Consider the following 25,549-nt stretch of genomic DNA (forward strand, 5'->3'; position numbering starts at 1 on the left):
TCTCTGTCAATCTAGGAAATATGAGTAGTAAATTTATAAATCTTTATATTTTGGAAAACACCTACTACGGCGATTGGGTGTCTCAAGGGTTGGATGACCTGACTTTTCACGGTTCGTCCTCAAACCACAAGCTGAAACTAAACCTAGCGTCATAAATCAATACGGTTCACTTAAGATTGCTGTGTAAAAAATCACGTGTAGAGACGCGCCATGGCGCGTCTTTACATTGTGTTCCTGATAAGGGTTTTGGTCTTATCACCAAGCGTATTTGGTTATCAGGGGGAAACAACAAACTATGGATTTTTTGGAATAGTAGTGCTACAGCTACCCACTTTTCATTACTGAGTGATCAATCCTTGGGGTCTTATTACTCCTTCCAAATCAGCCCCCTGTAGGTTTGCTCCTTCTATGTTCGCATCTGTTAAATTTGCCTTTTCTAAGTCTGCGTCAAATAGGTTCGCTCTTTGCAGGTTTGCTCTGGCTATGTTTGCCTTGCCTAAGTCTGCTCCTTGAAGGTTTGCTGCTAGCAAATTTGTTGACTGTAAGTTAGCCTTTTCTAAGTCCGCACCTTGCAAGTTCGCACCTTCCAAGTTTGCCGCTTGCAGGTTTGCCCCTTTTAAGTCTGCCCCAATTAGGTTACACCCGACACATTCTTTGGTTTGTAGTAAACGTCTAACGTTTGCTGTTACAGACTCTGTTGGCAATGCAGCTGGAGATACGATTGGAGTCTCTGTGGATTGTGTGGGTACTGATGGTGTGAGTGATTGAGCAGTAGCGTTGGGTTGGTCAAGCAGAGAAAATCCTGCTACAAATACTAGAAATACTGCTGCTACAACCCAATGAGTGAGTTTTTTTAAATTTGGTTTTTTCATTTGACTTCCGTGGCTTTGCTTTGATTGCAGCCATCAATAAGCTGCTTAATGTTTACTTTAAATAGGTCAGTTGATAAAATCAAATACTATTTTTATTCAAATTTATAAATTAAAGTGATGAAAAAAATCTTAGATATATAGTGCAATAAGCTTGGTGATAAGCCTTTTTTGTTTCCCCCTGCACCCCCTAGGCTCCCTGCTTGCCTGGCTCAGATCACTTTTCTTAACTAAACCGTATTGGACTTACAACTATTTTCAGTGAATCGAACCACAGATTTTCGTAGGGGCAAAGGCATCGAACAGCGTCTACCGGGTGGTTTATTTAATTGAAAAGCACTGTAAAAGTGCATAAGCCAATTTTTCTGATTCTATTAAAGAAATAGATGACGTTTTATTGAAACAGCAAAAAGGATTTACTGATGAGTACTAACAATGGAAATAAACCCCTAACCGAACAGCCTTTAGCCAGTGAAATTAAACAACCAATTGGTAACGCTTTTCAAAGTGAGGAAATCGTACAACAAAACATTGGTAGAGCAGAAGTTCATAACTTCAATATTTCACAAAAACCTATAGAAACAGACTTTTGGATTTACCGTATAATTGTTGGTGGACTGACATCAACTGTATTAGGTTGTCTGATTGGGGCAATTGCATTACAGGTAAGTAATAGACCAACCCCTGAACTTTTAACTGCTCTTGGAACAGGTTCATTAGGTGCGTTGTCTGGGCTATTAGCACCATCTCCGGTAAAAAAATGATGTTTTATTCCCGCAGGCTATCCTATACAGTTCGGATAAAATCCCCCCACCTAGCGGCGATCGCCAATGAATTGGGGGTAAAGAAGGAAAATAGCCCCTTTTTTACGGCGTGATAAACAAGCTAACCGAACCGTATTGGCAAGCTTACACGATTTGTAGGTATTGACAAAATTGTCATTGTTTGGTCGTATTTTTAGAATGTTTATTAGCCATTCAGGTAAAACATGGCTGAACTAACAAATCCTTTGGCGGTTACTGACTTGTATGAACTCTGCAACTTACGCTCTCATCGCAATCAGTTTGGGAGCAGTTCCAGGTGCGCTGAGTCGTTATTACCTGACTATCTTTTTTGCGCGTTGGTTAGGAACGGCGTTTCCTTATGGAACTTTTTTCATCAATATCACTGGCGCTTTTTTGATGGGCTTTTTTATTACCCTTACATCAAAGCTAGCAATTTTTCCTCAGTTAAATCTGTTAGTTGCAGTTGGTTTTTTAGGCTCTTACACTACATTTTCTACTTATGCTTTAGATACTTCAAATTTGTTACATACTAAAAAGTATCTACCTGCAATATTTTATTGGTGTGGTAGTCCGATATTAGGGTTTATTAGTATAGAATTAGGAATATTTTTAGCAAAAATGTTATCATATTTTTTGAATCATAACGCTGAGGCGATCGCCTAAGTAGGTCGTAAAAATAAAGTAAACTTGTTAGGACTCTCATTAGCTATTGGTAAGAGTCTGAGGTGTTTTTAATTTTCTTAATCTATCTCTCTTTATTTCTACCTATCTACTTATCTTAGTTTTCAGGGGATGTGGAAAACCTCGCTTCCATTCCTCTCTCCTCGTAGGAGAGAGGCTCTTACCTTAGCCCCAACCCTTGTAGGTCAGGGGGCTAGGGCGTGTTTTCAAACTATAACCACAGAATAATGGAGGCGATCGCTTGGCATAGCTGTATAGTTTGCTGCAAGCTTTTCATATCGGGTAGCGATGCGGCGAAATTGTTTGAGTCTGTTGATAGTACGTTCAACAACGTTGCGTTGACGGTAGATTTCAAAGGCTTTAGGACCGCGACGGGGTTGATTCCAGAGTCGTGGAATGGTTAAACGGATACCACTGCGGCGTAGATAATTACGGTTGCGACGACCTGTGTACCCACGGTGCCCCGGTTCTAAGTATCCAGAGAATGCCATTGATCACCGTGCGATGGTCAGAATTTGGCTTACCCGTTCTGGGTTTTTGTGGTGGTAGTAGCGGTTTTAACCTCTCCCACTGTTCCTTACTTAAGTCTCCTCGGTTCATCATTCCAACAAAGCGATTCGCTCCGCCACTGCCCCTTGGGCAATCGCCTATTTCTTAGGATATAACGAGTTTGAAAACACGCCCTAGGGGATTAGGTTTTTCGTGGATTTTTCCACATGGCGTCAAAAGTCAGCTCTACTTATCAGGTAAATATTGATTGAATTCCAGTTATTCAGAACAGTTATTATTCTTCTTTAATACGTATAAATTCAGCCAAAGAATTTCCTAATTGGAGGCATACCATTGCTAATACCGCACTGCCCAGCCAGTATAATAAACCAATTTCTAAGCTACGTTGTTGAAGTAGTTTAGCTGTATCCAACTCATAAGTTGAAAAGGTAGTATAAGCCCCTAAAAATCCTGTAGTTACTAGCAGTCGGACTTCAGGATGAATCGTAATCAATCGTCCCAGTGACAGTGTCGTAAAGAAACCCATAACAAAACAACCACTCATATTAATAATGAGCGTACTATACGGAAACCCTGTACCAAAAACCTGATTGAACCACAAACCGAGGTAATAGCGCGAGAGTGCGCCAGCAATTGCGCCAAGACTGATAGCAATAGGAGTACGAATAGCGGGATTTTGCAACATAGCCACACATTCAGGAGTGGAAGCTGTAGACATCGATTTGCCAAGATTTTGCCTGACACATAACTAAAAGGTACTAATAAGGCATGATAAAATTACGACACGCTGAATCAAAAGATATTGAATTTATTTTCTCTCAGGAAGCGAGGGATGAGTTCAAAAGCTTTATCCTTCGATTTAACTCGAATTGTTATTGCTCAGCCAGAACTAGGATACGGCAAAAGAGCATTATACATCCTTATTAAAAAGGTTTTTGAAGAGTATAATGCTCATCGTTTTTGGTTAGATGTCTTTGAACACAACCAACGCGCTAGGCACGTTTACCAATCAGTTGGTTTCAAGAAAGAAGGAGTCCTGCGAGATGCTGTTCAAAAAGAAGACCACTATTTTTCGTTAGTGATCATGGCTTGAGAATGAATACAGCAGCAATTCCTGAGTCAGAAGTCAGAAGTCAGAAGTAAAAAGGGCTTTCTGTCTGACTTTTAGATAACAACGTTGTACTTCAGAGAACACGCTCGTGCGATTGCGCTCTGCGCAGTGCCCCTTGGGCAATCGCAAAAATTTGGATACTACCTTTAACCAACTCTACAATTTCTTAACCAGTACAAGCACCTCTGCTGGGGGAACATCACGGATTTCAATAAAAGCGGTATCACCTAGCCTTTTCACTGGAACCGTCGAATTTTTTCGGTGTGCTCCACCAAAGTGACTGCCAACAGCAGCTTCGGCAGTGTTAACAATAACCTCGAACTCTGTTCCCTCGGGACATAATTCTGCGGCTACCACTACATCTCCTCCCCGAGTAGCAGCACCATTGGGGTTGACTATGCAAATAGCTTCTAGGTTATCAAGAATCCGAGACCAAGCTATGAGCTCACCCGCTTTGGGAAACTCAAATCCCGTTCCAGGAAGACGTATCTGTCTCTGATATTGCCGACCAACGCGCAAAATGAGATTCTCAACTCGTGCTTTGCATAAGGTGGCAATCCGTACATAAGCAGGACTATTGGTATCAAAGCAGTGCTTGCCTGCGGTACCGAAGGCTCCAAACCCTGGTAATGTAGTGTCTGCGCTGTTGACTTGGGTATCCAAATCGTTGTTTTCGTGATTAGCGCGTGGATGTGAGGCACCAAACATTGTTTCTCGCAAATAGCGGTCATTGAAGCTACCTTCTATCCAGCCTTCGCCACGAATAAACTGGACTTGTGATTGGGCAGGACCAGCAAAAGCTTGTTCTGTACCGTAATAGATACAGGGAATTCCCAGAGTGAAGAGTTGGAGAGCACAAGCTGCAACAACCTGATGATCTTTCACCGGAGAGTCATCGGGAATTTCAGCAGAGAATCTTAGTTTCTTACCGAACACATGGTCGTGGTCATCTAGAATTGAGACATGGCGATTCCCAAGGCTGCGGTGTGACCCAAAGTCTTGAGTATTTTCTGCAAATAAGTTGAGGTAATCGCTTCCTGGACGCAATCCTTTGCCCACATCAGTTAGAGTGGTTCTTGCTTGACCAATATCTAAAGCAGCGCTAAGGTTACGTTGCAATATTGCCAATCGGTCTATATAAAAATCTTGAACATCGTCACCGCCCGCAAGTTCACCGACTAAAAAGAAATTGCGTTTACCCAATGTTTCTGCAAATTCACGAATTCCACCACAGAAATTACGTGCATCTTCCAATGAAATGTGTTTGACGGTGTCAATACGGAAACCATCGCAATCTGTTAGCGCTATCCAATACTTAAAACAAGTCGCAAGAAATGAAAGTGTATTGGGAGTATCCAGAGCGAAATCCTTTAGACTAAAAAAGTCAGTACGCTTATTTTCGGCATGAGGGTCTCCTACGTCACCGCTTCCCAAGCTACCGTTACCAGCACGAGTGTATATCTCTGGGTTTTGCAATTCACGGGGCCAAACTCCTTCATGGAGACCTTTAATATCCTGTCCGTTAGTTGTAAATCCTTTTTCAAACTCGTCCCGCCAAGCTAAAAGCCACCCGCTGTTAGAGGAATTATTGGGATTGCCGTAAAAATCGGGCCAAGGCAAATAAGGAGGCACATTACGGGCGTCTTTCAACTCCTTACCAGGTTCTACGTATCCCCAATTATCACCCGAATGATTGATAATGATGTCAAGAATGACATGTATCCCTTTGTCATGGGCTTCTTTGACCAAATCTTTTAGGTCTTGACGTGTTCCAAAGCGGGGATCAACCTCAAGAAAGTCTTGGATTCCGTAACCGTGGTAACTATCAAGACGAACACGCTGTTTGAAGACTGGACCAACCCACAGAGTTGTGACTCCTAAATTTTGCAAGTAATCTAATTTTCCACGAATTCCATTGATAGTACCGCCTTGCCAGCGTTTACCAGAATCCGCCCATTGTTTCCAGTTCCAATCTGGTCGATCTGCTGTTTTACGTAAATCTATGATTTCATTACGTCTCAGTAGTTCTCGTGAAGCCTCTTTTCCGTCACTAAACCTATCAGGTAAGAGAAAGTAAAGGACTTCGTCTCGCCAATCTGTTGGCGAAGGAAAGTACTGTATGCGGCTGCGGCGCACTTGGTCTAGTAATGCATTTACTTCGGACAAAGTTTCTGGTCGATTTTTGCTGAGAGCAGATAGTTCTACCATATGTTTTTTCTTGGTATTCAATTAGGCTCTGGTGGTATCTAAATAATTTGTAAATGTAAGCAAAATCAACTTATGCACTTCTCAGTCTGACTTGAAAATAGAACTCCGCAGCTAGGAACGCAGAACGCAGAAGAAAAAATAAATTTTCATCTGTCGTGGTGAAGCAGCGCTATGCAGGAGGGTTTTCCGACCCAGGCGACTGCTGTAAGCGCAAAGCGCACGCAATCATGCGAACGCGTAGCGTGTCCGTAAGGACTCAGGACATACCCGAAGGGTGTACGCAGTTGATGATGGCTACTATGAAATCATTCCTCCTCTGTTTCTCTCTTCCTCTGCGTTCTGGAGCGCAGGTATACGGTTGTTTAATTAGGGTTTGCTGAAAAAGTAATAAAAAAGCAAGAGAAGGATTGATTAGTTACTCAATAAGGAGTTAATTAAATTTTCTTATAAACAAGAGTTAAATTATAAATCTCAGTAATTTTAAATTGTAAAAAAGGTGTAGTTTTAAAAAATAATAGAAATATTGTGCGCTTTATTGCTCAATTCAATACTTGTGTTCACTTGCTGCAACAAACAAGGAGCGGTGAAGCTCCTAAAATCAGAGGAAAAGCTTCACCGCTCTGGTGTATTTGGTTTTGCATCAGAATCCTTCTTTACGCGATGGAGTCTGTGAAGGATTAGAAGCGGAACCCTACCCCTGTTTGCAAGCTGACGGCGTCAGCGTCACTGCCTTGGTAGGCGTCAATGCCCCACTTGGCATCACCATACACGATGACGTTCTTAGCAACTTCTGATTCAGCGCCAAGGGTCACAACAGGTGCATTCTGATTTCCCAACTGGCTTGCTTTACCTTCGTCTGTCTGGAAGGAGTAACCACCGCCGATGTAAACGTTAGTGTTTTTAGCGATCGGTGCATCGTAAGTTAACAAAGGCATAGCTGCGGTTGAATCGCCACCAAACAGAACAGAACCGCGAAGTGAAACAGGCGCATTAGGAACGGCGAATCGTCCTTGAATATTTCCACCAAATAAAGCTGCATCATTGTCTCGTCCGCCATTAGTCACGCCAGCAGAAGCACCAGCACCAAGATAGCTACCGTTCATACCGCGTGTTGCAGCTTCTTGAGTTGTAGCTGTTGTTGGAGCAGTTTGAGCCGAGGCAATTCCAGCAGAAAGAACAACAGAAGCAACAGCAAGTGTAGAAGTTAATAATTTTGCAAGTTTCATAAGTTTCTTGTTACTAGAGTTAAGTGCAATCAATACTCTCTAGTACTAGAATCTCTTTTTTGACAAAATTCACCTTCATGCACTTAGGTTATCCTAGCGGGTGAAACTGTTTCACCCAGTTAGGTGAGCCTACACTCAAATATTTTAGATATAATTTATAGCATACACAGCAATCCCAAATTGTTTGTCAACTCTGTAATTTCTCTTTCCTCTGTGTTCTGGAGCGTCCTCTGCGGTTTATTAAAAAGTGTCATGTTCATAACCGTGCAGACGATACCTGTACTACTATCATTTATCTTCTCAAAAAACGCTGACGCAGACGAGATACAAAAATATTGACTTCTGGTAATTTCATCCATGCGGCAATCACAGCAAAAACGCTGATGCCAACTAAACCAGCAAGAGACAATTGCAACAGTTGAATCGGCAAACCATTTGTACCTAAAAACCGCTGCAAAACCTCAAGAGTTCCATAGCTTGCTGCTCCAGCTACTATGCTACCAGCAGTTAAACCTAGAATTGGCAAACCCCACTGTTGCCAGGGTAATCCATTCAGTCTGCGATTTAGTAACCATAACAGCATTAATGTAGAGCTAAGATTTACCCCTACAGTGGTTAACACCAAACCAGGAGCACCTAAGTCCAAAACATTGATAAAAAAGAAAGCTAAAAGGACGTTGAGAAAGATATTAACACTACTGATGCGAAACGGTGTATCGCCATCGCCTAAAGCATAAAATACCCGAACCAAAATGTCACGCGCCAAATAGACAAACATTCCGGTACCGTAAGCGACAAGCAGCGAAGATACCAGCTGTGATTCTGCTTTTTGGAAAGCACCCCGTTCATACACCACGCGCACAATTGGCACCGCCAAGGTTATCATCAAAGCACCCAAAGGCAGCATCGTAAAAGCGGAGAGGATGAGTCCTTGGCGAATGCGTAATTTCAAATCATCCCAATCCTTAGGGTCGGTCAGTTTGGAAAATATCGGTAATAGGGGAACCAAAATCATATTAGAAATGATTCCCAATGGTGTTTGCACCAAAAGACCAGCACTGGCGATCGCCGAAGCAGCAGATGGAATACCGGAAGCGAAAAACAAAATCACCCAGAGATTAATTTGCAGCATTCCAGAGGAAATGGTGGCTGGTCCCATAATTTTCATGACCTCGCTCACTCCAGGCTGTTTGATATTAAATCGCAGGCGAAAGCTACCCATACCAGCTCGTGCTTGCGCCACAAGCTGCACTATCCATTGCAGCAAGGCTCCAGCTAAGGTTCCTACCGCTAAAACCACTCCGCCTAACACAGCATTTTCAGGAGCGGTAATTTTGTTACCCAGCTGTAGCCACAAAACACCCAGACCAATAATAACGGTAATGCTGGAAAACAGAGGACTGATTGAGGGAAGCCAGAATAGATTGGCAGCGTTGAGAGTACCAAAGCCAATACCAATGAGTCCGGCAAGAATTGCCATTGGTGCCATAATCTGGAGCTGTTGGATGGCGATCGCCTTTATCATTCCACCTTGTGGCAGTTTATTTAAGCCAGGTGCTACCAAGTCAATCAGGTTTCCAGAAAAAAGAACCAAAATCACGGTGAGAACCAGCAGTATAGCACCCACAAGCGTGGTAATTGTCTCCACTAAGGGAGCGGCTTCTTCTTGCCTACGCTTGGCTAAAACACTGACAATCGCACTGTGGAATGGTCCATTAATCCCGCCAAGTAAAATCAAAAGAAAACCGGGAATAACGTAGGCATATTGATAGGCATCAGCCACGACACCAAGACCAAAAGCAGCAGCAATTGCTTGCTGCCGCACTAGACCGACAACTTTGCTAATTAAAGTACCGGCGGCAACAATTCCCGCAATTCCGGCAACAGAACGAGAGGCTTTTTGTTCTTGTGTCACAAATCGTACCTGACAACTTTCTCTAGGCGCTTATCTGGAAACATTTAACCTGAAATTTAGGAGTTTGTCAGGGTATTTTTGACAAAATCAGAAATGTACGGGTGTAAGTTAGTATCGATTCTTCAAGTTGATGCGTGGAAAGACACGTACTCGTACTGGATTGCAAAGACTTTTCTCACAACTTTTGCTCTTGGCATAAGTTGATTTAAACTACATCTATTAAAAATAAAGGCTCTTCCAGTTTACAGCGCTTTTCACATGATTAGACCACAAATCGTAGGGTGGGCATTGCTCCTAAAAGCCCATGTAATGCACATTTAAGGTATTCGTGAGCAATGCCCACCTTACAGAAAACCGCTGTAAGACAAATTTTTTTCAAGCAGAAGGAGAATCACAATGGCACTCAATCCCAAAAGCACTATAGTTCAGCCAGGTCAGGGTTCCACATATTTGGCTTTGGGTGACTTCTACACCTTTTTAGCTGTGGGAGAAGATACAGGTGGAGCATATTCGCTAACCGAGGTAGTACTGCAACCGCAAAGCATGACACCACCCCACTTTCAGGAACAAAACGACGAAGCACACTACATTCTTGAAGGTGAGGTTGAGTACCAGCTTGACAAGCAGACAATCGTTGCAGTTCCAGGAACCTTCGTTCATTTGCCCAAAGGTCAAAGCCACGGTTATAAGAACATTGCGTCAAAGCCTGCTAAAATACTAATGCTTTTAACACCAGCAGGCGGTGAGCAGTTTTTTGTAGAAGTGGGACAGCCTGTGAAGCGACCAATAAACGAGGAAGAAATACGCAGTCTTTCCCATCCTCCCAGTCCTGAGGAAATTGAAAAAGCTATTGAAGTCGCTACGACAAAGTATGTTCGATTGCCATAATTGTTGTCATTGATTGTTTTTGCTTAAGCATAAGCTGGACTGGCGTAAAGCAGCACCCATAACCAAGCAAGAACCCAAACTACAATCAATCCCAATATACGAAGTAGGATTTTTTTCATAAGCTTGCCCCTTCATTTTTCCTAGGTAAATCTGGGCAACCGTATCAAAAATCTATGCATAAGCACGAATAGATCCGGTGCGATTGGGCGGTTTCAACACTCAAAAATCCAAAAACCACACGCCTAGACCCGCCCAATCGCAACGGTTGCCCAGATTTACACAGGTTTACCCAAGCCCTTTGTCCTGTGTCATTAGTCATTAGTCAAAAGACAAAGATGTAGAGACGCGCTGAATGAAAGCGTCTCTACTAATGACTACTTCCAATCTTGACCAATACGAATGGTAATGTCAGATTCTAGATCCCCAATCGCAGCAACTTGGGTATAACCAAAGCCTAATAATTTTTGTAGTTCTTCTCCTGCTTGTCTGTTGCCTTTCTGGACGATAATCTGGGTTCGGCGTCTGCTGTCAGCCCAATCAGGTATAGCGTAAACTTTAGTAAAACCTTTCTGTTTAAGAGAGTTGATAACTTTTTGAGTTAGCTCGGGTTTATTGGAAGCATTTTGAATAGCAATTTTGAGGCTGGGTAGGGGTTTCGCACTTGGTTTCATACCAGATATTGTCACCCCAGCATAGTCCTCAAGTAAGTCAACTCGCCCAGTCAGATCTAGCCAGTAGCTATTGGGGTCTTGGCTTAAACGGCTGAAAATACCAGGTAGTATGGTCATTTGGAAATTATCTCGCCTAACGTTTAAGCCAAAGTTGACGAGCGCCATCATTTCTTCCAGCTTCAGGTTGGTGTCGAAGTGCTTTCGCATAATGCGGACGAGTTGAGGTAACCTAGGTAAGACTGTTGGACTATCTAGGCGAGAACGCAATGCCATCAGTAGTGCTTGCTGTCGCTGTACTCTTTCGAGATCCCCCATTCCTGGTTCACGGAAGCGCACAAATTGTTCTGCCTGTTCGCCATTGAGAGTTTGCCAGCCGTTAACTAAGTTAATCGAAAATTTCTCGCCAGAGTCTTTATTAACCATTGGTTTGGGAACAAAGACCTCTACTCCACCCAACTGATCCACCATCTGTCGCAACCCACTAGTAGATATACGAATGTAGCGGTCAATAGGTGCATTATTTAAACTACGACTGATGACGCGTGCTGCTAAAACATGACCACCTTGGGCATTCGCATCAGATACCTTAGCTAATCCTTTTTCTGGAATAGCTGTCATCGTATCTCTGGGGATCGAAAGCACTCGGATTGTTTTGTTACTTGGGTTGACTCGTATCAGCAATATCGTATCGCTATGACCTGCAAAACTTTCCGGAGAACCATCTACACTCCTGGGTACTGGTTCAACGCCCATCACCAAAATATTCATTGGTCGGGTGAGTTGATATTGTGAAATGTTATTCCACAACTCCCTAGGCAATGGTGTTTTTTGCTCTTTCGCATCCAATCCCAATTCTTCATCTGTTCGATCCATGTCACTCCAAAGTGGAGTCCAAAGTGCCAAACTCGATACCAGCAAGCCTGACAAAGTCATCCCTACAACAATTGTCAGTATCCAAAATAGCCATCGAGGCATGGCTAACCCTAGCCTGTGGTAAAGCTGGCTGGGAATGGAACCCGTAGACTCTACGAAGTTACGGGAAACATTTTCTTGCTTTTTTGTTATCACCCGATTGGGTGATTGTTGAATTTCCTCAGATGTGGCTTGGTTTTCTTGACCTGCGACTTGTTTAACCACTATACTCTCCCCACTCATCCACTCCCTAAAGGTAATGTTAATGCAAGACACAAATCTTGCCAGTTAACAAGATCACTTGAAGCCTGAAGTATAAAGTTTAAAATTTTCTTTTTACCCTACCCTACAAGAAGCCGCCGGGATGGCGTCTATATGATTTACTGTTCGTAGCCCGTCAATGGACTGAAACTGGTCAACTAAAGTCAACTACAAGCCCTTTTAGTGCCTGGGGATTGCACTCAACTAGAGGTAGTTGACAGTACACTTGTAGTGTTCTTTAGTAAGTTTTTATGACACAATGAGTAGAACGTTGTTCCCCGTTATCCTTGCCGGTGGTAAAGGTGAGCGTTTTTGGCCCCTAAGTCGCCAAAATCGACCGAAGCAATTTTTGAATCTTGATGGCAGCAATAGAAGTCTTCTGCAAGCAACTGCTGACCGACTGCTGACATTTGCAGACGGTTGGAAGAACTTGTGGGTCATCACTTCTGGTCAGATAGCTGAAGGAGTGCGAGAACAACTACCTGAACTGCCATCTGATAACCTATTCGTCGAGTCACAGGGAAGGGACACTGCTGCTGCGGTTGCTTGGACAAGTTTGGAAATTCAAAAGCGTTACGGAGATGAAGCTATTATCGGCTTTTTCCCTGCTGACCACTGGATTGCAGACCAAGAAGCATTTGCACGCACAATAAATGCAGCTACAGAACTTGCGGCAACCCAAGCAGCAATTGTGACACTGGGGATCAAGCCAACTTTTGCATCAACTGGTTACGGCTACATTGAACAAGGGGAAAAGGTTAGTATCTTTAATGACTTGCCAGCTTACCACGTCAATAGATTTACTGAAAAGCCTAACCGTGAAACGGCAGAAAATTTTCTCTCTACGGGACGCTTTAGCTGGAATAGCGGCATGTTTATTTTTCGGGCGGGCATTGTTCTTAAGGAACTGCACATACACGCTCCGGAAATTCTCGAACCGATAGAAAAACACGGTTCGCAAATCTACCCAGAGCTACCTAAGAAGAGTATAGACTATGCCTTAATGGAAAAGACAGATATCGCCTATGTCTTGCCAGCAGAATTTGGCTGGGATGATTTAGGTGATTGGAATGCGATTGAGCGTTTGCTGAAAAAAGAAGGCACTCCCAATGTCGAATTGGCTACTCACGTAGGACTTGATACGCAAGGGTCTATCGTTTACTCGACAAATGAAGAAGATGTCATTGTTACCATCGGGTTAGACGATGTGGTAATTGTGCGCGATCGCAACGTCACCCTCATAGTCAAAAAAGACCGTACCCAAGAAATTAAGCAAGTCCTCAAAACCTTGCAGAGTGATCCCCGATTTACCAACTTGCTTTAGAACTTAAAACCCTTGGCAGAGGCATAAAAGGTGAATTTACCAGTATAACTTTTCTGTCTCGTATTTCATTTGAACAATTATGCAAATCATTAGTTATCAGCTTCTCGCCAAGGGTATGGCAATAAACCGCATTATTGCCTATCAAAAGCATATTTTTGCGGGCAAAAGATTTTTGTGTCCCCATCGTCTATACGATGGGGATTTCTGCTCAAATCATGTTAAACAGATGCTGAGCAAACAAAATTTGACAAAAGTTGTAAAATCGTCTTTATAAAGATTTAACATTGCGCGGAAGCAAGCAAAATCTTAAAAGCTAACAGCAGTACCAATGACTTGCGCTGCATCATCATTCGCTGCTGCTTACCTCTCTAATTCCTCTGTTCCTCTTTCGGTTGCACTCTCGGTTGCCTCTGCGGTTCATTAAAATTATGTTTATAACCCAAACTGTTCCTCGTCAAAGAGAAATTATTGAAGTTCTACTTCGCAATGGCTGGGACTATATGCGACGGCTCCTAACTGGAGGAAAAGCCGATGAACCCCAGCTACCTACACCTGCTGTTTTAAAAAACATATTGGTAGATTTAGGACCAGTCTACGTCAAACTCGGTCAGTTAATGTCTACCCGTCCAGACCTCCTGAGCGCAGCATACATAGAAGAACTATCAACACTGCAAGACGAAGTGCCGGCAGTTCCTTGGGCAGAAATAGAAGTTCTCATTCGCAAACAACTCAAACGCCCCTTAGAAGAAACCTTCACTACAGTAAATGCTATACCAGTAGCAGCTGGTTCTATTGCTCAGACACACAAAGCCACACTTGCAGATGGTCGGGAAGTTGCTCTTAAGGTGCAACGTCCAGGAATTGATCTGACTGTTGCCCAAGATATCGCTTTAATTCAAGGTATTGCTGATTTAGTGGCTCGTACCGAATTTGGGCAAACTTATGAAATCAAATCCATTGCCGAAGAATTTACCAAGGCGCTGGAAGCAGAGTTAGATTTTACACGGGAAGCAGGTTTCACCGACCAGTTGCGACGCAATTTATCTGAAAGTCGCTGGTTTGATCCCACACAATTAGTCGTAGCGGAAATTTACTGGGATTTGACCACACCAAAATTAATGGTGATGGAGTGGCTGGACGGAGTTCCCCTGCTGTCGGCGAATCTTAGCAGTGACAACAACGGTAAAGACCCTGCCGAAGAGCGGAAAGCAATCACCACGCTACTATTCCGTGCTTTCTTTCAGCAACTGTACATTGACGGCTTCTTCCACGCGGACCCCCATCCAGGAAATATATTTTATCTCAAAGATGGTCGCGTTGCTTTGTTAGACTGCGGCATGGTGGGACGGCTTGATCCGCGTACGCAGCAGATATTGACAGAAATGTTGTTGGCAATTGTAGATCTGGATGCTCAGCGGTGCGCTCAGTTAACTTTGCAGCTAGCGGAGTCCACACAGCCAGTGATTATGGTTCAGCTGGAAAATGATTATGACCGAATGCTGCGAAAGTATTACAACATGAGCGTGGCTCAGATGAATTTCAGTCAAATCATCTATGAACTTCTGCAAGTCGCCCGCAACAATAAAATTCGCTTGCCCAGTAACATGGGCTTATACGCCAAAACCTTAGCTAATTTAGAGGGGGTAGCGCGAGGATTTAACCCAGAACTTAACTTTATCGACGAAATTCAACCATTGCTGACAGACTTGTTTCGCCGACAACTGTTTGGGGATAGTCCGGTGCGATCGCTCCTTAGAACAGCGCTGGATCTCAAAAGCCTTTCTTTACAATCTCCCCGTCAGATAGAGTTGCTGTTAGACCGAATTACCTCGGAAACTCTACAGTGGAATATCTCAGTGCGTGGTTTAGATGGCTTGCGGCGTACGACAGATGATGCTGCTAATCGTCTTTCTTTCAGCATCTTGGTTGGTTCGCTGATTATGGGTGCAGCAATTATCTCTAGCAACGCACGGACACCTCAACTTTCTTTTTTAAGCAATGTGTTGTTTGCCGTCGCCAGTTTGCTAGGGCTGTGGTTAATCATTAGTATCTTGCGATCGGGGCGTCTACGTTAAAACCTAGAACCCCACCCCTAACCCCTCCCCGCTTGCGGGGAGGGGAAGTTTTGGCGCAAGACAAAATTGGGGTGTGGTTCTGTGGCGATCGCACTACAGCAATTTTGCTATTGGCAGTACCAAAAAATAAATTATCCATTCTGTAGGGCGGGTTAGGCGCACGACAGTTGAGGTTTTACATACAGGACTTGCATTGCGCCGTAACCCACCATTGTTTCCTGCGTCACGACAAATTGGAGATTTTTTTAATTGGAAGTTCCTTAGACTACGCCAAGAAACCTAACCCCCCAACCCCGCTTCCCTACAAGGAAAGGGGGGAAAATTCAAAGGAGAGAGGTTACGAATCAATACCGTTCAGATAAGACCAGAATCCTTATCAGGAACACAATGTAGAGACGCGCCATGGCGCGTCTCTACACACGTGATTTTTTACACATCAACCTTAACTGAACCGTATTGGGTCACAAATGTGGTTCATTTACCTCAAAACCCCTATAATCAACCAGACTTAATAATCACATCGATGATTGCGATTTGATATCGCTGATACCAAGTTGCGTTCAAACATGTCATTCTGACCGAAGGGAAGAATCTCGCGAGATGCTTCCCTTCACTACCGTTACGCTCAGCATGACAACTTGTCTCTATGACTGCAACTTGGTATGACTGTCTTCAAGGACTGTTGAACTCAGAGAATCCGCTGAATATGAACGTGTATGGTTTTACTTTTGGGGGCACCCAGCAGGAGTAGACCCCAAACCATTCCCTTTGGATGCATTAGAAATGAGGGTAACATTCCCCTTGCCGTCGAACACCCAACCTGTAGCGGGGACAATTTCCACAGCATCAGCTAAGGATGGTGGTTTAGCAGTGGGTACTTCTGAACGTTGCTGTTGTAATGTTATAGCCGAAGTGCGAGTGTCTAACCAGATGACATCAGTACTGAGGGGTTCGTAGGGGCTGGGAGGTAAACCACCGCGTCCGGTGATCGTAAATTTGCTTTTATCTGTGTCAGAATCTGTGCTAGCAATGGCATCACAGCTACTCTCTGCTATTAGGTTTGTTGTCTCTGCTAACACTGTGGGGAGTTCGACGAATCCTTTGCTTGGGTCAACATCCGGTGTATTGATAGTAACTTCACCGCTTAAATTTTGGTTGGTTAGGGAAAATGCTGTGATGTCGTTGGTTTGTAAATCCCGCGTGTTGAGTTGATTTGGGTTATCAGTTCCCAACTGGCGCACCAAGTCTTCTCGACTACGTTGAGTGAAGTTAAAAATGCCTAAGGAGTTGATATTGATTTTCCCACCAGTGCCATTAAAAGCATTGGCGGTAATGTCGCTGTTTTCATTTGGAGTGCTGACGATAAAGCCCGACGGAGCATTGATAGTGATGTTGCCGCCATTACCACCTTGCTGTGCAGTACCCGCAGTAGCAGAGATGAAACTTCCACGGCGTAGCAGTAGTAAGTCTCCTACTTGCAGATTGATATTGCCGCCGTTACCTGATGCTGATTCAGCGTTGAACCTCGCTGAGTTGTCCAAACGAATAGAGCGAGCATTGACCTCAAGATTGCCTGCAGCGCCTGTTCCGGTGCTTTCCACTGATACACTACCATCCCGCACAATCAACTGTTGGGTGTCAATTTTTAAGGAACCCGCCGTTCCGCTTGCGCCAGTGCCAGTCCCCAAGACTCTTAAAGATGGCTGATCATTGGCAGATGTACCAAAACCACTGATTTCCACTTTTTCAGTGGCATTGACAGTCAAATTCCCACCCTTGCCTCCACCCAATGTGCTTGTACTAACTACTGCCCCGTCCCGCACTATGAATTCTTTAGTATCAATTTTCAAGTTTCCCGCATCCCCAGTTGCGAGAGCGCCACCTGCCAAGATGCTACCAGATGCCTCACCATTGGCAGATGTACCAAAACCACTGATTTCCACTTTCTCAGTGGCATTGACAGTCAAATTCCCGCCCTTGCCTGCACCGCTTGTAGTCGTATTAATTCCCGCCCCGTCCCGCACAATAAATTCTTTGGTATCAATTTTCAAGTCTCCCGCATCCCCGGTTGCGCCAGCGCCAGTTGACAGGATGCTACGAGATAGCTGACCATTGGCAGATGTAAAAAAACCACTGATTTCCACTTTCTCAGTCGCATTAACAGTCAAATTCCCGCCCTTGCCTGCACCCTGTGTAATCGTACTAATTCCCGCCCCATCCCGCACAATAAATTCTTTGGTATCAATTTTCAAGTCTCCCGCATCCCCGGTTGCGCTAGCGCCAGTTGCCAAGATGCTAGGAGATGCCCCACCATCGGCAGATGTAAAAAAACCACTGATTTCCACTTTCTCAGTCGCATTGACAGTCAAATTCCCCCCCTTGCCTGCATCTACTGTGTTCGTAGCAACGGCCGCCCCGTCCCGCAGAATAAATTCTTTGGTATCAATTTTCAAGTCTCCCGCATCCCCGGTTGCGATAGCCCCAGTTGCCAAGATGCTACCAGATGCCTCACCATTGGCGGATCTACGAAAACCACTGATTTCCACTTTCTCAGTCGCATTAACATTCAAATTCCCGCCCTTGCCTGTACCGTATGTGGTTGTAGTAACCGTTGCCCCATCCCGCACGAGCAATTCACGAGTGTCAATCTTCAAGTTTCCTGCATCCCCTTGTCCATAGGTACTGGTATCGACTAGAGCACCATCAGTTAAGGAAACTGAGCCTGATCTGACATTAATGTTTCCCGCTTTACCAATCGCCCTAGTACCTGCACTACTGACAATGCCTGCATCAGAGACAAAAAGACCATCAGACGCTTGTATAAAAATATCGCCACCATTTCCCCGCCCATCAGAATTTGCAAACACTCCTGCACTATTTTTGACATTCAAATTCCTAGTTTCTACTTTTAACTCTCCAGCATTGCCAGAACTGCCTAAACTAGTTGCTGTATATAAGCCACTCCCAAATCTGCCTATACCTAATAATTCCACTGAATCAGAAGCCTTAACTGTCAGATTTCCACCATCACCTAAAGATGTAATAAAAGTTGATACGTATGCTCCATCAGTAGCAGTTAACTTTCTTGTATTAATTGTCAAATTACCGGAAGAACCTGCACCTTGAGATTCTGTTAGTAAGCTACTAGCATAGTTTCCATCTGAGGATTCTCCAACCAGTTCTACTGACTCAGTTGCATTAACAGTAAAATCTCCTCCAGGTTTTGATCCAGAGGTAATAGACAAAATTGATGAACCATCCTTTACGGAAAGTTGCCTGCTTTGCACTTGGATGGAACCTCCGCCCTCTCCACTTGCATCAACTGAAGCTTTTTGAGAAAGCAGGATATTACCAAAATTCTCAATACCTGAGTATCCTAAAGTAAAACCAGAATCATTTTGAGTGAGGCTAACTAAGCCGGGTGAAGCAACACTTGCTAATTCAATTCTTCCTGATTCTGCTCTGAGATTACCACCCTCTAGAACGATATCTCCACCAACAAGCGCTAAGGTTCTCCCTGGTTGCACTTGTAGTCCCGGAACATTACCCCGAATCGTTGTAGATTGGTCGTAAGTTAAATTATGACCTGAACCTTGTACGGTTATTTTTCCTGGATTCGCCCCAAATTGCAGACCCAATGGAACACTTATAGTCAGCAATGGTGTTGATTGGGTACCGTCTGTTCTAAACTCTGTGCCATCAGCAAATTTCAGACTACTAGCCGTACTTGCAAAGAAAGAGCCGCCAATGTTTAATTGGGCATTGGGACCAAATACAATTCCATTGGGATTAATCAAAAACAGGTTAGCCGTACCTAGGGTGCGAATCAACCCATCAATATTAGATATCGACCCACCCGTGACGCGACTAATGATGTTCTGAATGTCAACCGTATTGTTAAAGAAAGCACCGCTACCAGTGGGAACAGAAAATTGTTGGAAACTGTGGAATAAATTACCGCCTGCTTGTGTTCCCCCTGTGATATTGAAGGTGTTGCCATTTATGTTGACGATGGAATTATTGGGTAAAGTGGCATCAGGGGTAATTTGAGCTTGAGTGCAATCTGCCGAGAAAGTATAGACACCACCAATAGCAATTCCTAAGAAAGCGCCCCAACGAGTACTTATGGTAGACATTGCACTTACCAGCTTTTTTAGTGTTTACATTATTACTTAGTAAACCACAACACTCAAGTTTTATGATGCAAACAGGACAACTCACCGAAATGCACCCCACCCCCTAACCCCCTCCCCCTCCGGGTTCGCCAGTCGCCTGGGCGTGGGAAACCCGCCTGCAGCGCGCTTACTCACCGCAAGCGAGGAGGGGGCAGAAAATAAGGGTTTTAAAGCTTAATGCAAGGTATAAATTCTTAATCGATCACTTCGGTCTTCAGTTAGTTTTGGGTGACCAATTCTTCTGGGAATGGCAAGATAATTTGCCTGAAAGTACAAATTTAGATAAACAACTTTTAGACAAGGTAAAAGTAGGTTATTTCAATGTAAGTAACTATCCACCTTTGCTAGAAGATGTCGTCCGAATGGCGATTGTAGATCCTATACTTTTTATTGGAGATTTTTACTTAACTCCTTTTTACGTAAAATCAGAAGAACCTATAGATATTGCTGTGCCTGATGATGTCATTATCAAAGGCAGAATTGATACATTAGTTTTGAAAGACCAATTTTGGCTCATGATTATTGAGTCTAAAAAAGCTTCCTTCTGAATTGAAGAAGGACCTGACTTTTCACGTCATGTGGAAAAGTTCACAAAAAATCTAACTTTCAAACCCAAAATTCTTGCGTCTCTCTCCTTATAGGAGAGAGAAATAGAAGCGAGGTTTTCCAGATACCGTGAAAAGTAAGAAAGAAGGACTAGCACAAATTCTTGCTTATATGTTGGGTAGTCCTCACCCAGACAAAATTTGTTTTGCTATGATTGGCACTGGTAGCGAGTTTATTTTCCTCAAATTAATTAAAGGATATCCACCCCGTTATGCTTTATCCAAGGGTTCTTGATGCGTAACCCCGGAAATGATTTATACGACGTACTTCGCATTCTTAAGCGCTTGGCTCAGTTAACAAGTGCTTGAAGGTTTGAGGATGACTGAGATGATGTTTGAGAAGTATAAAATATTTTATTTTATCCCCCCTGCCCCCCTTAAAAAGGGGGGTAAAAGTCCCCCTTTTTAAGGGGAGCCAGTGACGGGTACGCAGGGGTCTCCCCAACTAGAGCAACTGGCGTGGATTTAGGGGGATCATTGATAAATTCTGGTACAAACTACACTTTCCAAACATTCTCTGAGTGGGAAAGTATAAAATAAAAACAAATTTGTATTGTTTATACAAATTGAAAGACAATAAGATCTGGAACTATTTTAAGTAAACTTTGTTGCTAAATCCAATTTATTACCGTTTTTTATGTCACCAGAATCGTCAGTACACAATGTTTCTACTGCAAATGATTATAGTATAATATCTGTTCAAAACCTGAGCAAAGTTTATCCTGTTGCCGTTAAAGAACCAGGCATTGTAGGCACAATCAGCCACTTTTTCCGCCGCACCTACCGAGAAATCAAAGCAGTTCAAGATGTTTCCTTTGAAATTGCACCTGGTGAAGTGGTGGGGTTTTTAGGACCAAATGGCGCTGGTAAAACCACGACACTGAAAATGCTCACGGGGCTGATTCATCCTTCTAGCGGTCAAGTCAGAGTTGGTGGACACGTTCCATTTCGTCGCCAAGAATCATTTTTGCAAAAAATTACTTTGGTGATGGGGCAAAAACAGCAACTGCTTTGGGACTTACCAGCACTTGATTCTCTCAAGATTAACGGTGCTGTCTATAATATCTCTGATAAAGAGTTCCGTCAACGGGTAGGAGAATTAACCGAGATGCTGTCGCTCGAAGGTAAATTGACTCAACCCGTGCGGAAGCTGTCTTTAGGTGAACGAATGAAGGCAGAACTCTTAGCAGCACTTTTGCATCGTCCTCAGGTACTATTTTTGGATGAACCAACACTGGGATTGGATGTAAATGCTCAGGTGGGGGTGCGTGATTTCTTGCGCGAGTACAATCAGCGATATCAAGCGACAGTACTATTGACAAGCCATTACATGGCTGACATTACAGCTTTATCTCAGCGGGTTCTGCTCATTCACCAAGGACAGTTGATGTATGACGGTAGCTTGGATGGACTGCTGGAACGTTTTGCCCCTTATCGAGAAGTCCATTTAGAATTAACTAATCTTCTGCCAAAAGAAAAACTGATGTTATATGGTGATTTACGACATATGGAAGGGCGATCGGTTTGTTTTATGGTGCAGCAAGAGGAACTTACCCGTACCGTGGCGCGAATTTTAGCAGATTTGGATGTCGTTGATTTGACAGTCACAGAACCGCCAGTTGAAGAAGTGATTGGGCGAGTTTTTCAAGCAGGAGTGGTCAACGTTTAAATATAGCGGTTCTTAGTAGATGATTCCATAAGTTCATAGCGAAAACTTGAACGAAGACTCTGTGTACCTTTGCGTTTACCGAGAGATCTCCTCTGCATTTAAAAACGTTACGAATTAATGAAATGGTGTACTTAGTTGAGTGCAATAGATCAAGAAATAAGAACCACAGATGGACACAGATAAATCTGTATTTCATCTAAACCAGAAGCGCCATAACTCATGACTCATGACTAAATCTTTATGATGAAGCGAATTTTCAAGAAAGCCCTGACGTTCCTGTCAGTCTACTACGCCTATATGGTTGAGTATCGGGCGGAACTTATTTTATGGGTGCTGGCAAATTCTCTGCCAATTATTCTCATGGGAGTGTGGATACAGGCGGCGCAAGGAGGACGGTTCGGTCTGTCACCTGTGGATTTTGCCCGTTACTTTCTTACTGTTTTTCTCCTTAGACAAATCACAGTTGTTTGGGTTGTTTGGGAGTTTGAAAGGGAAATAGTAGAAGGAAAACTTTCTCCTCGCTTGCTACAACCTATTGATCCAGTATGGCATCATATTGCGTCTCATATTTCTGAAAGAGCAGCCCGTTTACCTTTTGCATTGTTACTGTTGGTGATATTTTTTCTCCTTTATCCCCAAGCTTTTTGGTTGCCAAGTCTAGCAAATCTTTTGCTATTTATGTTGGCGGCGATGCTGGCTTTTGCTTTGCGTTTTATCATGCAATACTCATTTGCAATGCTTGCTTTTTGGACTGAACGGGCGAGTGCTGTAGAAAATTTTTGGTTTTTGTTTTATTTATTTTTGTCTGGGATGATTGCACCTCTGGAGGTTTTTCCTCCAAGCGTGCGGGCGGTGGTACTTTGTACGCCGTTTCCTTATATGATTGATTTCCCTGCAAGTATTTTGGTTGGGCTACCCGTGGATTTAGGACGGGGATTTTTGTCAATGGTGGGTTGGATTTTGGTGTTTTTGGGTTTAAATCGTTTGCTGTGGCGGCGGGGGTTGAAGAGATATTCTGGGATGGGAGCATAATCTCGTATTCGCACAATTTGGGCAGGTAGGATGCCATACGTGTCAACTTAAGGTGAAACCCTTCTAAAATCTCGTTTCCAGGTTCCACCTGGAAATGCCCTTGAAGCGGCTAGTAACGCTCAATTGGCAAAAAGAGCCTTCCAATATGCATTCCCAGCCTGAGGCTAGGAACGAGGCAACTCTTACACCCTTACACCCCTAGTTATTGACGGATACCCACCCCACAACAACACTCAACAAGGCTTTATATTAAAAAGTATTAAATACTCAGCTTTGATCTCCCACCCTTTACCTTGTTGAGATGGACTGGCAAGAAATATCTGGCAACTGGGTACTCGTTCCACGAAATCCTGTTGCTATCATTCATTTCCTGGGCGGTGCATTCGTTGCTACTGCACCTCATCTGACTTACCGCCACTTATTAGAACAACTGGCAAGCAAAGGCTATGCTGTGATTGCGACGCCGTTTGTGAACACTTTGGATCATACTGCGATCGCCAAATCTGTACTATTAAACTTTGAACGCGCCATAGAACGCTTACACGATACTTCGGCAATACGCAAGCGCTACCTTCCCATTTACGGAATCGGACACAGTATGGGGTGCAAACTCCACTTACTTATTGGTAGCCTTCTTCCTGTAGAACGCGCTGGCAATATCCTCATATCCTATAACAACTACGCTGCACGCGATGCCATTCCCTTAATCGAACAGTTGAACTTAGCCGCCGCCGTCGAGTTTACCCCCTCACCGTTAGAAACCAATAAACTCGTGCAAGAGTGCTATAATGTTCGCCGCAACTTGTTAATAAAATTTACTAACGACACGCTTGATCAATCAAAAACTTTAACTGAACTCTTGAAACAACGCTTTCCAGAGATGGTGACGGTACAGACACTCACCGGCACTCATACCACACCCTTAGGGCAAGATATTAAATGGCAGACGGGAGAATCGTTTACGCCGTTTGACGCCTTCGGACAGTGGTTCAAGCAAGAAGTATACCGCGATCTCAATCAGCTCCAACGCACCATTTTGTTGTGGCTAAATCCTCTTTCCCCTCCATAATCATCTAGAGAGATAGTCAAAAGTCAAAAGTCTTCCATGACTAATGACTTATAACTGACTAATGACTCGTGACTTAATGACTAATGGCTAATTTGTATCAAATCTTAATAATTGATGATGACCTGGCAGTACAGATACTTCTGACAAGGATGCTGGAAAGACAGGGTTATAAAGTCGTGGTTGCTAGCAATGGTGAGGAAGGAATTGTCAAGGCAATTGCTTGCTGTCCGGCGCTGATTATTTGTGATTGGATTATGCCAGGGTTAAATGGACTGGAAGTTTGCCAAAGAATCAAGGCAGATCCCCAGTTATCTACTACGTTCTTTATTTTATTAACGTCTTTAGATTCCGTAGCCGATCGCGTTAAGGGCTTAGATGCGGGTGCAGATGACTTTATCACTAAACCGATTGAACACAATGAATTGCAAGCAAGAGTAAGAGCAGGATTGCGTCTGCACCAACTTAGTAGGGATTTACAAACCCAAAAGCAAATTTTAGAAGCAGAATTGGCAGAAGCCGCAGAATATGTGCGATCGCTTCTACCACCTCCAATGACGCATCCTCTGGGCATTAATTTCCAATTCATTCCCTCACGCCAACTCGGAGGTGATTGTTTTGATTACTATTGGCTTGACCCTGATTACTTAGCAATATACCTGTTAGACACTGCTGGACATGGGCTGAGAGCAACTCTCCCCTCGATTTCTGTATTAAATTTACTGCGATCGCGTGCTCTTAAGGGTCTGAATTACTATCAACCTAGTGATGTCCTGCAAGCGTTGAATAATACTTTTCAAATGAATTATCAAAACGATAAATACTTTACTATCTGGTATGGAGTTTATAACCGAGTTAAACGCCAATTAATTTACGCAAGTGCCGGTCATCCGCCAGCAGTCTTAATATCTGGAAAATCCCCAACCTCGACTAAAGTCAAAAAATTGAGAACTCCAGGTGTGCCTGTGGGTATGTTTCCACAGGTAAAATATGTAGATGACTTTTGCAATATTGAAGAATCGAGTTCTCTTTATATTTTCAGTGATGGTGCTTACGAAATCACTCAATCAGATGGCACTCTTTGGACGTTAGAAGATTTCATTCAGATGCTTGTCACCTCACAGCGGCAATTTGAGGGTAAACTTGATCAGATATTAAATTACATCATCTCTTTAAACTCAAAGGAAGCTTTTGATGATGATTTATCTATCATCAAGATGAAGTTTGATTAATTTATTTTAGATATGGCAACTTTGTTAAATTCCTCTTGACTAGGAAATATTTCAAATATCTTATCCATGCCGGTCAGTTCACACAATATTCTAACTTGTTCATTTATCGAGCAGATCACCAAATTCCTATTTACAGCTCGTAGGTCTTTGAAAGCTAACACCAAAGCACCCAAGCCAGAACTGTCCATAAAAGTCACATCTTTAAAATCAACTAATACTATTTTGGTGCTACTTTCTTTTTCGATAATTTCATTAATTTTTTCTCGAAACTCTTGGGATTGACTAGTCCCTAACATTCCAGTTAGTTGAATAACTTTTACTTGCTCTATCATAA

Annotated in this window: 20 protein-coding genes and 2 pseudogenes; 12 read left to right on the plus strand and 10 right to left on the minus strand. The window is 43.3% G+C overall.

The genetic code is table 11. From position 1 onward, the window contains the following. Positions 1–338: 338 nt before the first annotated feature. Entirely contained in the window at positions 339–872 is a 534-nt protein-coding gene (locus ACM0OZ_RS12815) for a pentapeptide repeat-containing protein (protein WP_414583212.1), read from the minus strand. Between the two features lie 419 nt (positions 873–1,291). Here ACM0OZ_RS12815 and ACM0OZ_RS12820 point away from each other — a divergent pair, with 419 nt between their 5' ends. Next, positions 1,292–1,633: a hypothetical protein gene (locus ACM0OZ_RS12820; protein ID WP_414583213.1), complete on the plus strand. Its 342-nt coding sequence runs from the start codon at positions 1,292–1,294 to the stop codon at positions 1,631–1,633. Positions 1,634–1,897: 264 nt separating this feature from the next. Continuing rightward, positions 1,898–2,317: a fluoride efflux transporter CrcB gene (gene crcB, locus ACM0OZ_RS12825; RefSeq protein ID WP_414583214.1), complete on the plus strand. Its 420-nt coding sequence runs from the start codon at positions 1,898–1,900 to the stop codon at positions 2,315–2,317. A gap of 224 nt (positions 2,318–2,541) precedes the next feature. On the opposite strand, the pseudogene ACM0OZ_RS12830 reads toward crcB (ACM0OZ_RS12825), so the two are convergent. The 3 genes and pseudogenes from ACM0OZ_RS12830 to crcB (ACM0OZ_RS12840) form a co-directional block, all read right to left on the minus strand. Next, a pseudogene (locus ACM0OZ_RS12830) lies at positions 2,542–2,799 on the minus strand (transposase); the annotation flags it as partial. After that, positions 2,789–2,935, minus strand: a pseudogene (locus ACM0OZ_RS12835) (transposase); the annotation flags it as partial. The pseudogenes ACM0OZ_RS12830 and ACM0OZ_RS12835, both read right to left, overlap by 11 nt. 184 nt (positions 2,936–3,119) lie before the next feature. Next, a complete protein-coding gene (gene crcB / locus ACM0OZ_RS12840) occupies positions 3,120–3,530 on the minus strand; it encodes a fluoride efflux transporter CrcB (RefSeq protein ID WP_414583247.1) in 411 nt (136 codons plus the stop codon). Positions 3,531–3,677: 147 nt separating this feature from the next. Between crcB (ACM0OZ_RS12840) and ACM0OZ_RS12845 the strand changes: the two genes are divergently transcribed. Further along, on the plus strand, positions 3,678–3,938 hold the full coding sequence (locus ACM0OZ_RS12845; protein WP_414583215.1) for a GNAT family N-acetyltransferase: 261 nt from the start codon (positions 3,678–3,680) through the stop codon (positions 3,936–3,938). 174 nt (positions 3,939–4,112) lie between these two features. Here the strand turns inward: ACM0OZ_RS12845 and ACM0OZ_RS12850 are convergent, their stop codons facing one another. From ACM0OZ_RS12850 to murJ, 3 genes are all read right to left on the minus strand, one after another. After that, positions 4,113–6,164, minus strand: a complete 2,052-nt coding sequence (locus tag ACM0OZ_RS12850) for an alpha-amylase family glycosyl hydrolase (RefSeq protein WP_414583216.1) — start codon at positions 6,162–6,164, stop codon at positions 4,113–4,115. Between the two features lie 677 nt (positions 6,165–6,841). Next, complete coding sequence (locus ACM0OZ_RS12855; RefSeq protein ID WP_414583217.1) at positions 6,842–7,390, minus strand: outer membrane beta-barrel protein; 549 nt, start codon at positions 7,388–7,390, stop codon at positions 6,842–6,844. 292 nt (positions 7,391–7,682) lie between these two features. Beyond that, complete coding sequence (murJ, locus tag ACM0OZ_RS12860) at positions 7,683–9,305, minus strand: murein biosynthesis integral membrane protein MurJ (RefSeq protein ID WP_414583218.1); 1,623 nt, start codon at positions 9,303–9,305, stop codon at positions 7,683–7,685. A 396-nt stretch (positions 9,306–9,701) separates the two neighbouring features. Between murJ and ACM0OZ_RS12865 the strand changes: the two genes are divergently transcribed. Then, positions 9,702–10,193, plus strand: coding sequence for a cupin domain-containing protein (locus tag ACM0OZ_RS12865; RefSeq protein WP_414583219.1), 492 nt, complete (start codon positions 9,702–9,704; stop codon positions 10,191–10,193). A gap of 374 nt (positions 10,194–10,567) precedes the next feature. On the opposite strand, the gene ACM0OZ_RS12870 is transcribed toward ACM0OZ_RS12865, so the two are convergent. Then, complete coding sequence (locus ACM0OZ_RS12870; protein WP_414583220.1) at positions 10,568–12,001, minus strand: LCP family protein; 1,434 nt, start codon at positions 11,999–12,001, stop codon at positions 10,568–10,570. Between the two features lie 295 nt (positions 12,002–12,296). Here ACM0OZ_RS12870 and ACM0OZ_RS12875 point away from each other — a divergent pair, with 295 nt between their 5' ends. Further along, positions 12,297–13,361 carry a mannose-1-phosphate guanylyltransferase gene (locus ACM0OZ_RS12875; RefSeq protein ID WP_414583221.1) on the plus strand — a complete coding sequence of 355 codons (1,065 nt, stop codon included), beginning with the start codon at positions 12,297–12,299 and terminating at the stop codon, positions 13,359–13,361. Between the two features lie 428 nt (positions 13,362–13,789). Beyond that, entirely contained in the window at positions 13,790–15,436 is a 1,647-nt protein-coding gene (locus tag ACM0OZ_RS12880) for an ABC1 kinase family protein (protein ID WP_414583222.1), read from the plus strand. Between the two features lie 722 nt (positions 15,437–16,158). Here the strand turns inward: ACM0OZ_RS12880 and ACM0OZ_RS12885 are convergent. Beyond that, positions 16,159–19,572 (minus strand): filamentous hemagglutinin N-terminal domain-containing protein, encoded by a 3,414-nt coding sequence (locus ACM0OZ_RS12885; protein WP_414583223.1) that lies wholly within the window; start codon positions 19,570–19,572, stop codon positions 16,159–16,161. 263 nt (positions 19,573–19,835) lie between these two features. Here ACM0OZ_RS12885 and ACM0OZ_RS12890 point away from each other — a divergent pair, with 263 nt between their 5' ends. The 6 genes from ACM0OZ_RS12890 to ACM0OZ_RS12915 all read left to right on the plus strand — a co-directional run bounded on the left by ACM0OZ_RS12890 (position 19,836) and on the right by ACM0OZ_RS12915 (position 25,215). Further along, complete coding sequence (locus tag ACM0OZ_RS12890) at positions 19,836–20,159, plus strand: hypothetical protein (RefSeq protein ID WP_414583224.1); 324 nt, start codon at positions 19,836–19,838, stop codon at positions 20,157–20,159. 127 nt (positions 20,160–20,286) lie between these two features. Continuing rightward, positions 20,287–20,451: a hypothetical protein gene (locus ACM0OZ_RS12895; RefSeq protein WP_414583225.1), complete on the plus strand. Its 165-nt coding sequence runs from the start codon at positions 20,287–20,289 to the stop codon at positions 20,449–20,451. Between the two features lie 402 nt (positions 20,452–20,853). Further along, on the plus strand, positions 20,854–21,885 hold the full coding sequence (locus ACM0OZ_RS12900) for an ABC transporter ATP-binding protein (protein ID WP_414583226.1): 1,032 nt from the start codon (positions 20,854–20,856) through the stop codon (positions 21,883–21,885). A gap of 243 nt (positions 21,886–22,128) precedes the next feature. Next, positions 22,129–22,917 (plus strand): ABC transporter permease, encoded by a 789-nt coding sequence (locus tag ACM0OZ_RS12905; RefSeq protein WP_414583248.1) that lies wholly within the window; start codon positions 22,129–22,131, stop codon positions 22,915–22,917. Positions 22,918–23,218: 301 nt separating this feature from the next. Then, entirely contained in the window at positions 23,219–23,986 is a 768-nt protein-coding gene (locus tag ACM0OZ_RS12910; protein WP_414583227.1) for a DUF1350 family protein, read from the plus strand. Positions 23,987–24,078: 92 nt separating this feature from the next. Further along, positions 24,079–25,215: a PP2C family protein-serine/threonine phosphatase gene (locus tag ACM0OZ_RS12915; RefSeq protein ID WP_414583249.1), complete on the plus strand. Its 1,137-nt coding sequence runs from the start codon at positions 24,079–24,081 to the stop codon at positions 25,213–25,215. On the opposite strand, the gene ACM0OZ_RS12920 is transcribed toward ACM0OZ_RS12915, so the two are convergent. Beyond that, positions 25,212–25,547: an STAS domain-containing protein gene (locus tag ACM0OZ_RS12920; RefSeq protein WP_414583228.1), complete on the minus strand. Its 336-nt coding sequence runs from the start codon at positions 25,545–25,547 to the stop codon at positions 25,212–25,214. The genes ACM0OZ_RS12915 and ACM0OZ_RS12920 overlap by 4 nt on opposite strands. Positions 25,548–25,549: the final 2 nt, after the last annotated feature.

The organism is Scytonema sp. PCC 10023 (genome assembly GCF_963920835.1).
GTDB lineage: Bacteria > Cyanobacteriota > Cyanobacteriia > Cyanobacteriales > Nostocaceae > Kalymmatonema.

Excerpts from the sequence above, each read along its gene's own strand:
- ACM0OZ_RS12820 (WP_414583213.1), top strand. The coding sequence starts at position 1,292 with ATGAGTACTAACAATGGAAATAAACCCCTAACCGAACAGCCTTTAGCC.
- ACM0OZ_RS12920 (WP_414583228.1), bottom strand. The coding sequence starts at position 25,547 with ATGATAGAGCAAGTAAAAGTTATTCAACTAACTGGAATGTTAGGGACT.
- ACM0OZ_RS12875 (WP_414583221.1), top strand. The coding sequence starts at position 12,297 with ATGAGTAGAACGTTGTTCCCCGTTATCCTTGCCGGTGGTAAAGGTGAG.
- ACM0OZ_RS12845 (WP_414583215.1), top strand. The coding sequence starts at position 3,678 with ATGAGTTCAAAAGCTTTATCCTTCGATTTAACTCGAATTGTTATTGCT.
- ACM0OZ_RS12910 (WP_414583227.1), top strand. The coding sequence starts at position 23,219 with ATGGACTGGCAAGAAATATCTGGCAACTGGGTACTCGTTCCACGAAAT.
- ACM0OZ_RS12865 (WP_414583219.1), top strand. The coding sequence starts at position 9,702 with ATGGCACTCAATCCCAAAAGCACTATAGTTCAGCCAGGTCAGGGTTCC.
- crcB (WP_414583247.1), bottom strand. The coding sequence starts at position 3,530 with ATGTTGCAAAATCCCGCTATTCGTACTCCTATTGCTATCAGTCTTGGC.
- ACM0OZ_RS12885 (WP_414583223.1), bottom strand. The coding sequence starts at position 19,572 with ATGTCTACCATAAGTACTCGTTGGGGCGCTTTCTTAGGAATTGCTATT.
- ACM0OZ_RS12900 (WP_414583226.1), top strand. The coding sequence starts at position 20,854 with ATGTCACCAGAATCGTCAGTACACAATGTTTCTACTGCAAATGATTAT.
- crcB (WP_414583214.1), top strand. The coding sequence starts at position 1,898 with ATGAACTCTGCAACTTACGCTCTCATCGCAATCAGTTTGGGAGCAGTT.
- ACM0OZ_RS12880 (WP_414583222.1), top strand. The coding sequence starts at position 13,790 with ATGTTTATAACCCAAACTGTTCCTCGTCAAAGAGAAATTATTGAAGTT.
- ACM0OZ_RS12855 (WP_414583217.1), bottom strand. The coding sequence starts at position 7,390 with ATGAAACTTGCAAAATTATTAACTTCTACACTTGCTGTTGCTTCTGTT.
- ACM0OZ_RS12815 (WP_414583212.1), bottom strand. The coding sequence starts at position 872 with ATGAAAAAACCAAATTTAAAAAAACTCACTCATTGGGTTGTAGCAGCA.
- ACM0OZ_RS12905 (WP_414583248.1), top strand. The coding sequence starts at position 22,129 with ATGAAGCGAATTTTCAAGAAAGCCCTGACGTTCCTGTCAGTCTACTAC.
- ACM0OZ_RS12850 (WP_414583216.1), bottom strand. The coding sequence starts at position 6,164 with ATGGTAGAACTATCTGCTCTCAGCAAAAATCGACCAGAAACTTTGTCC.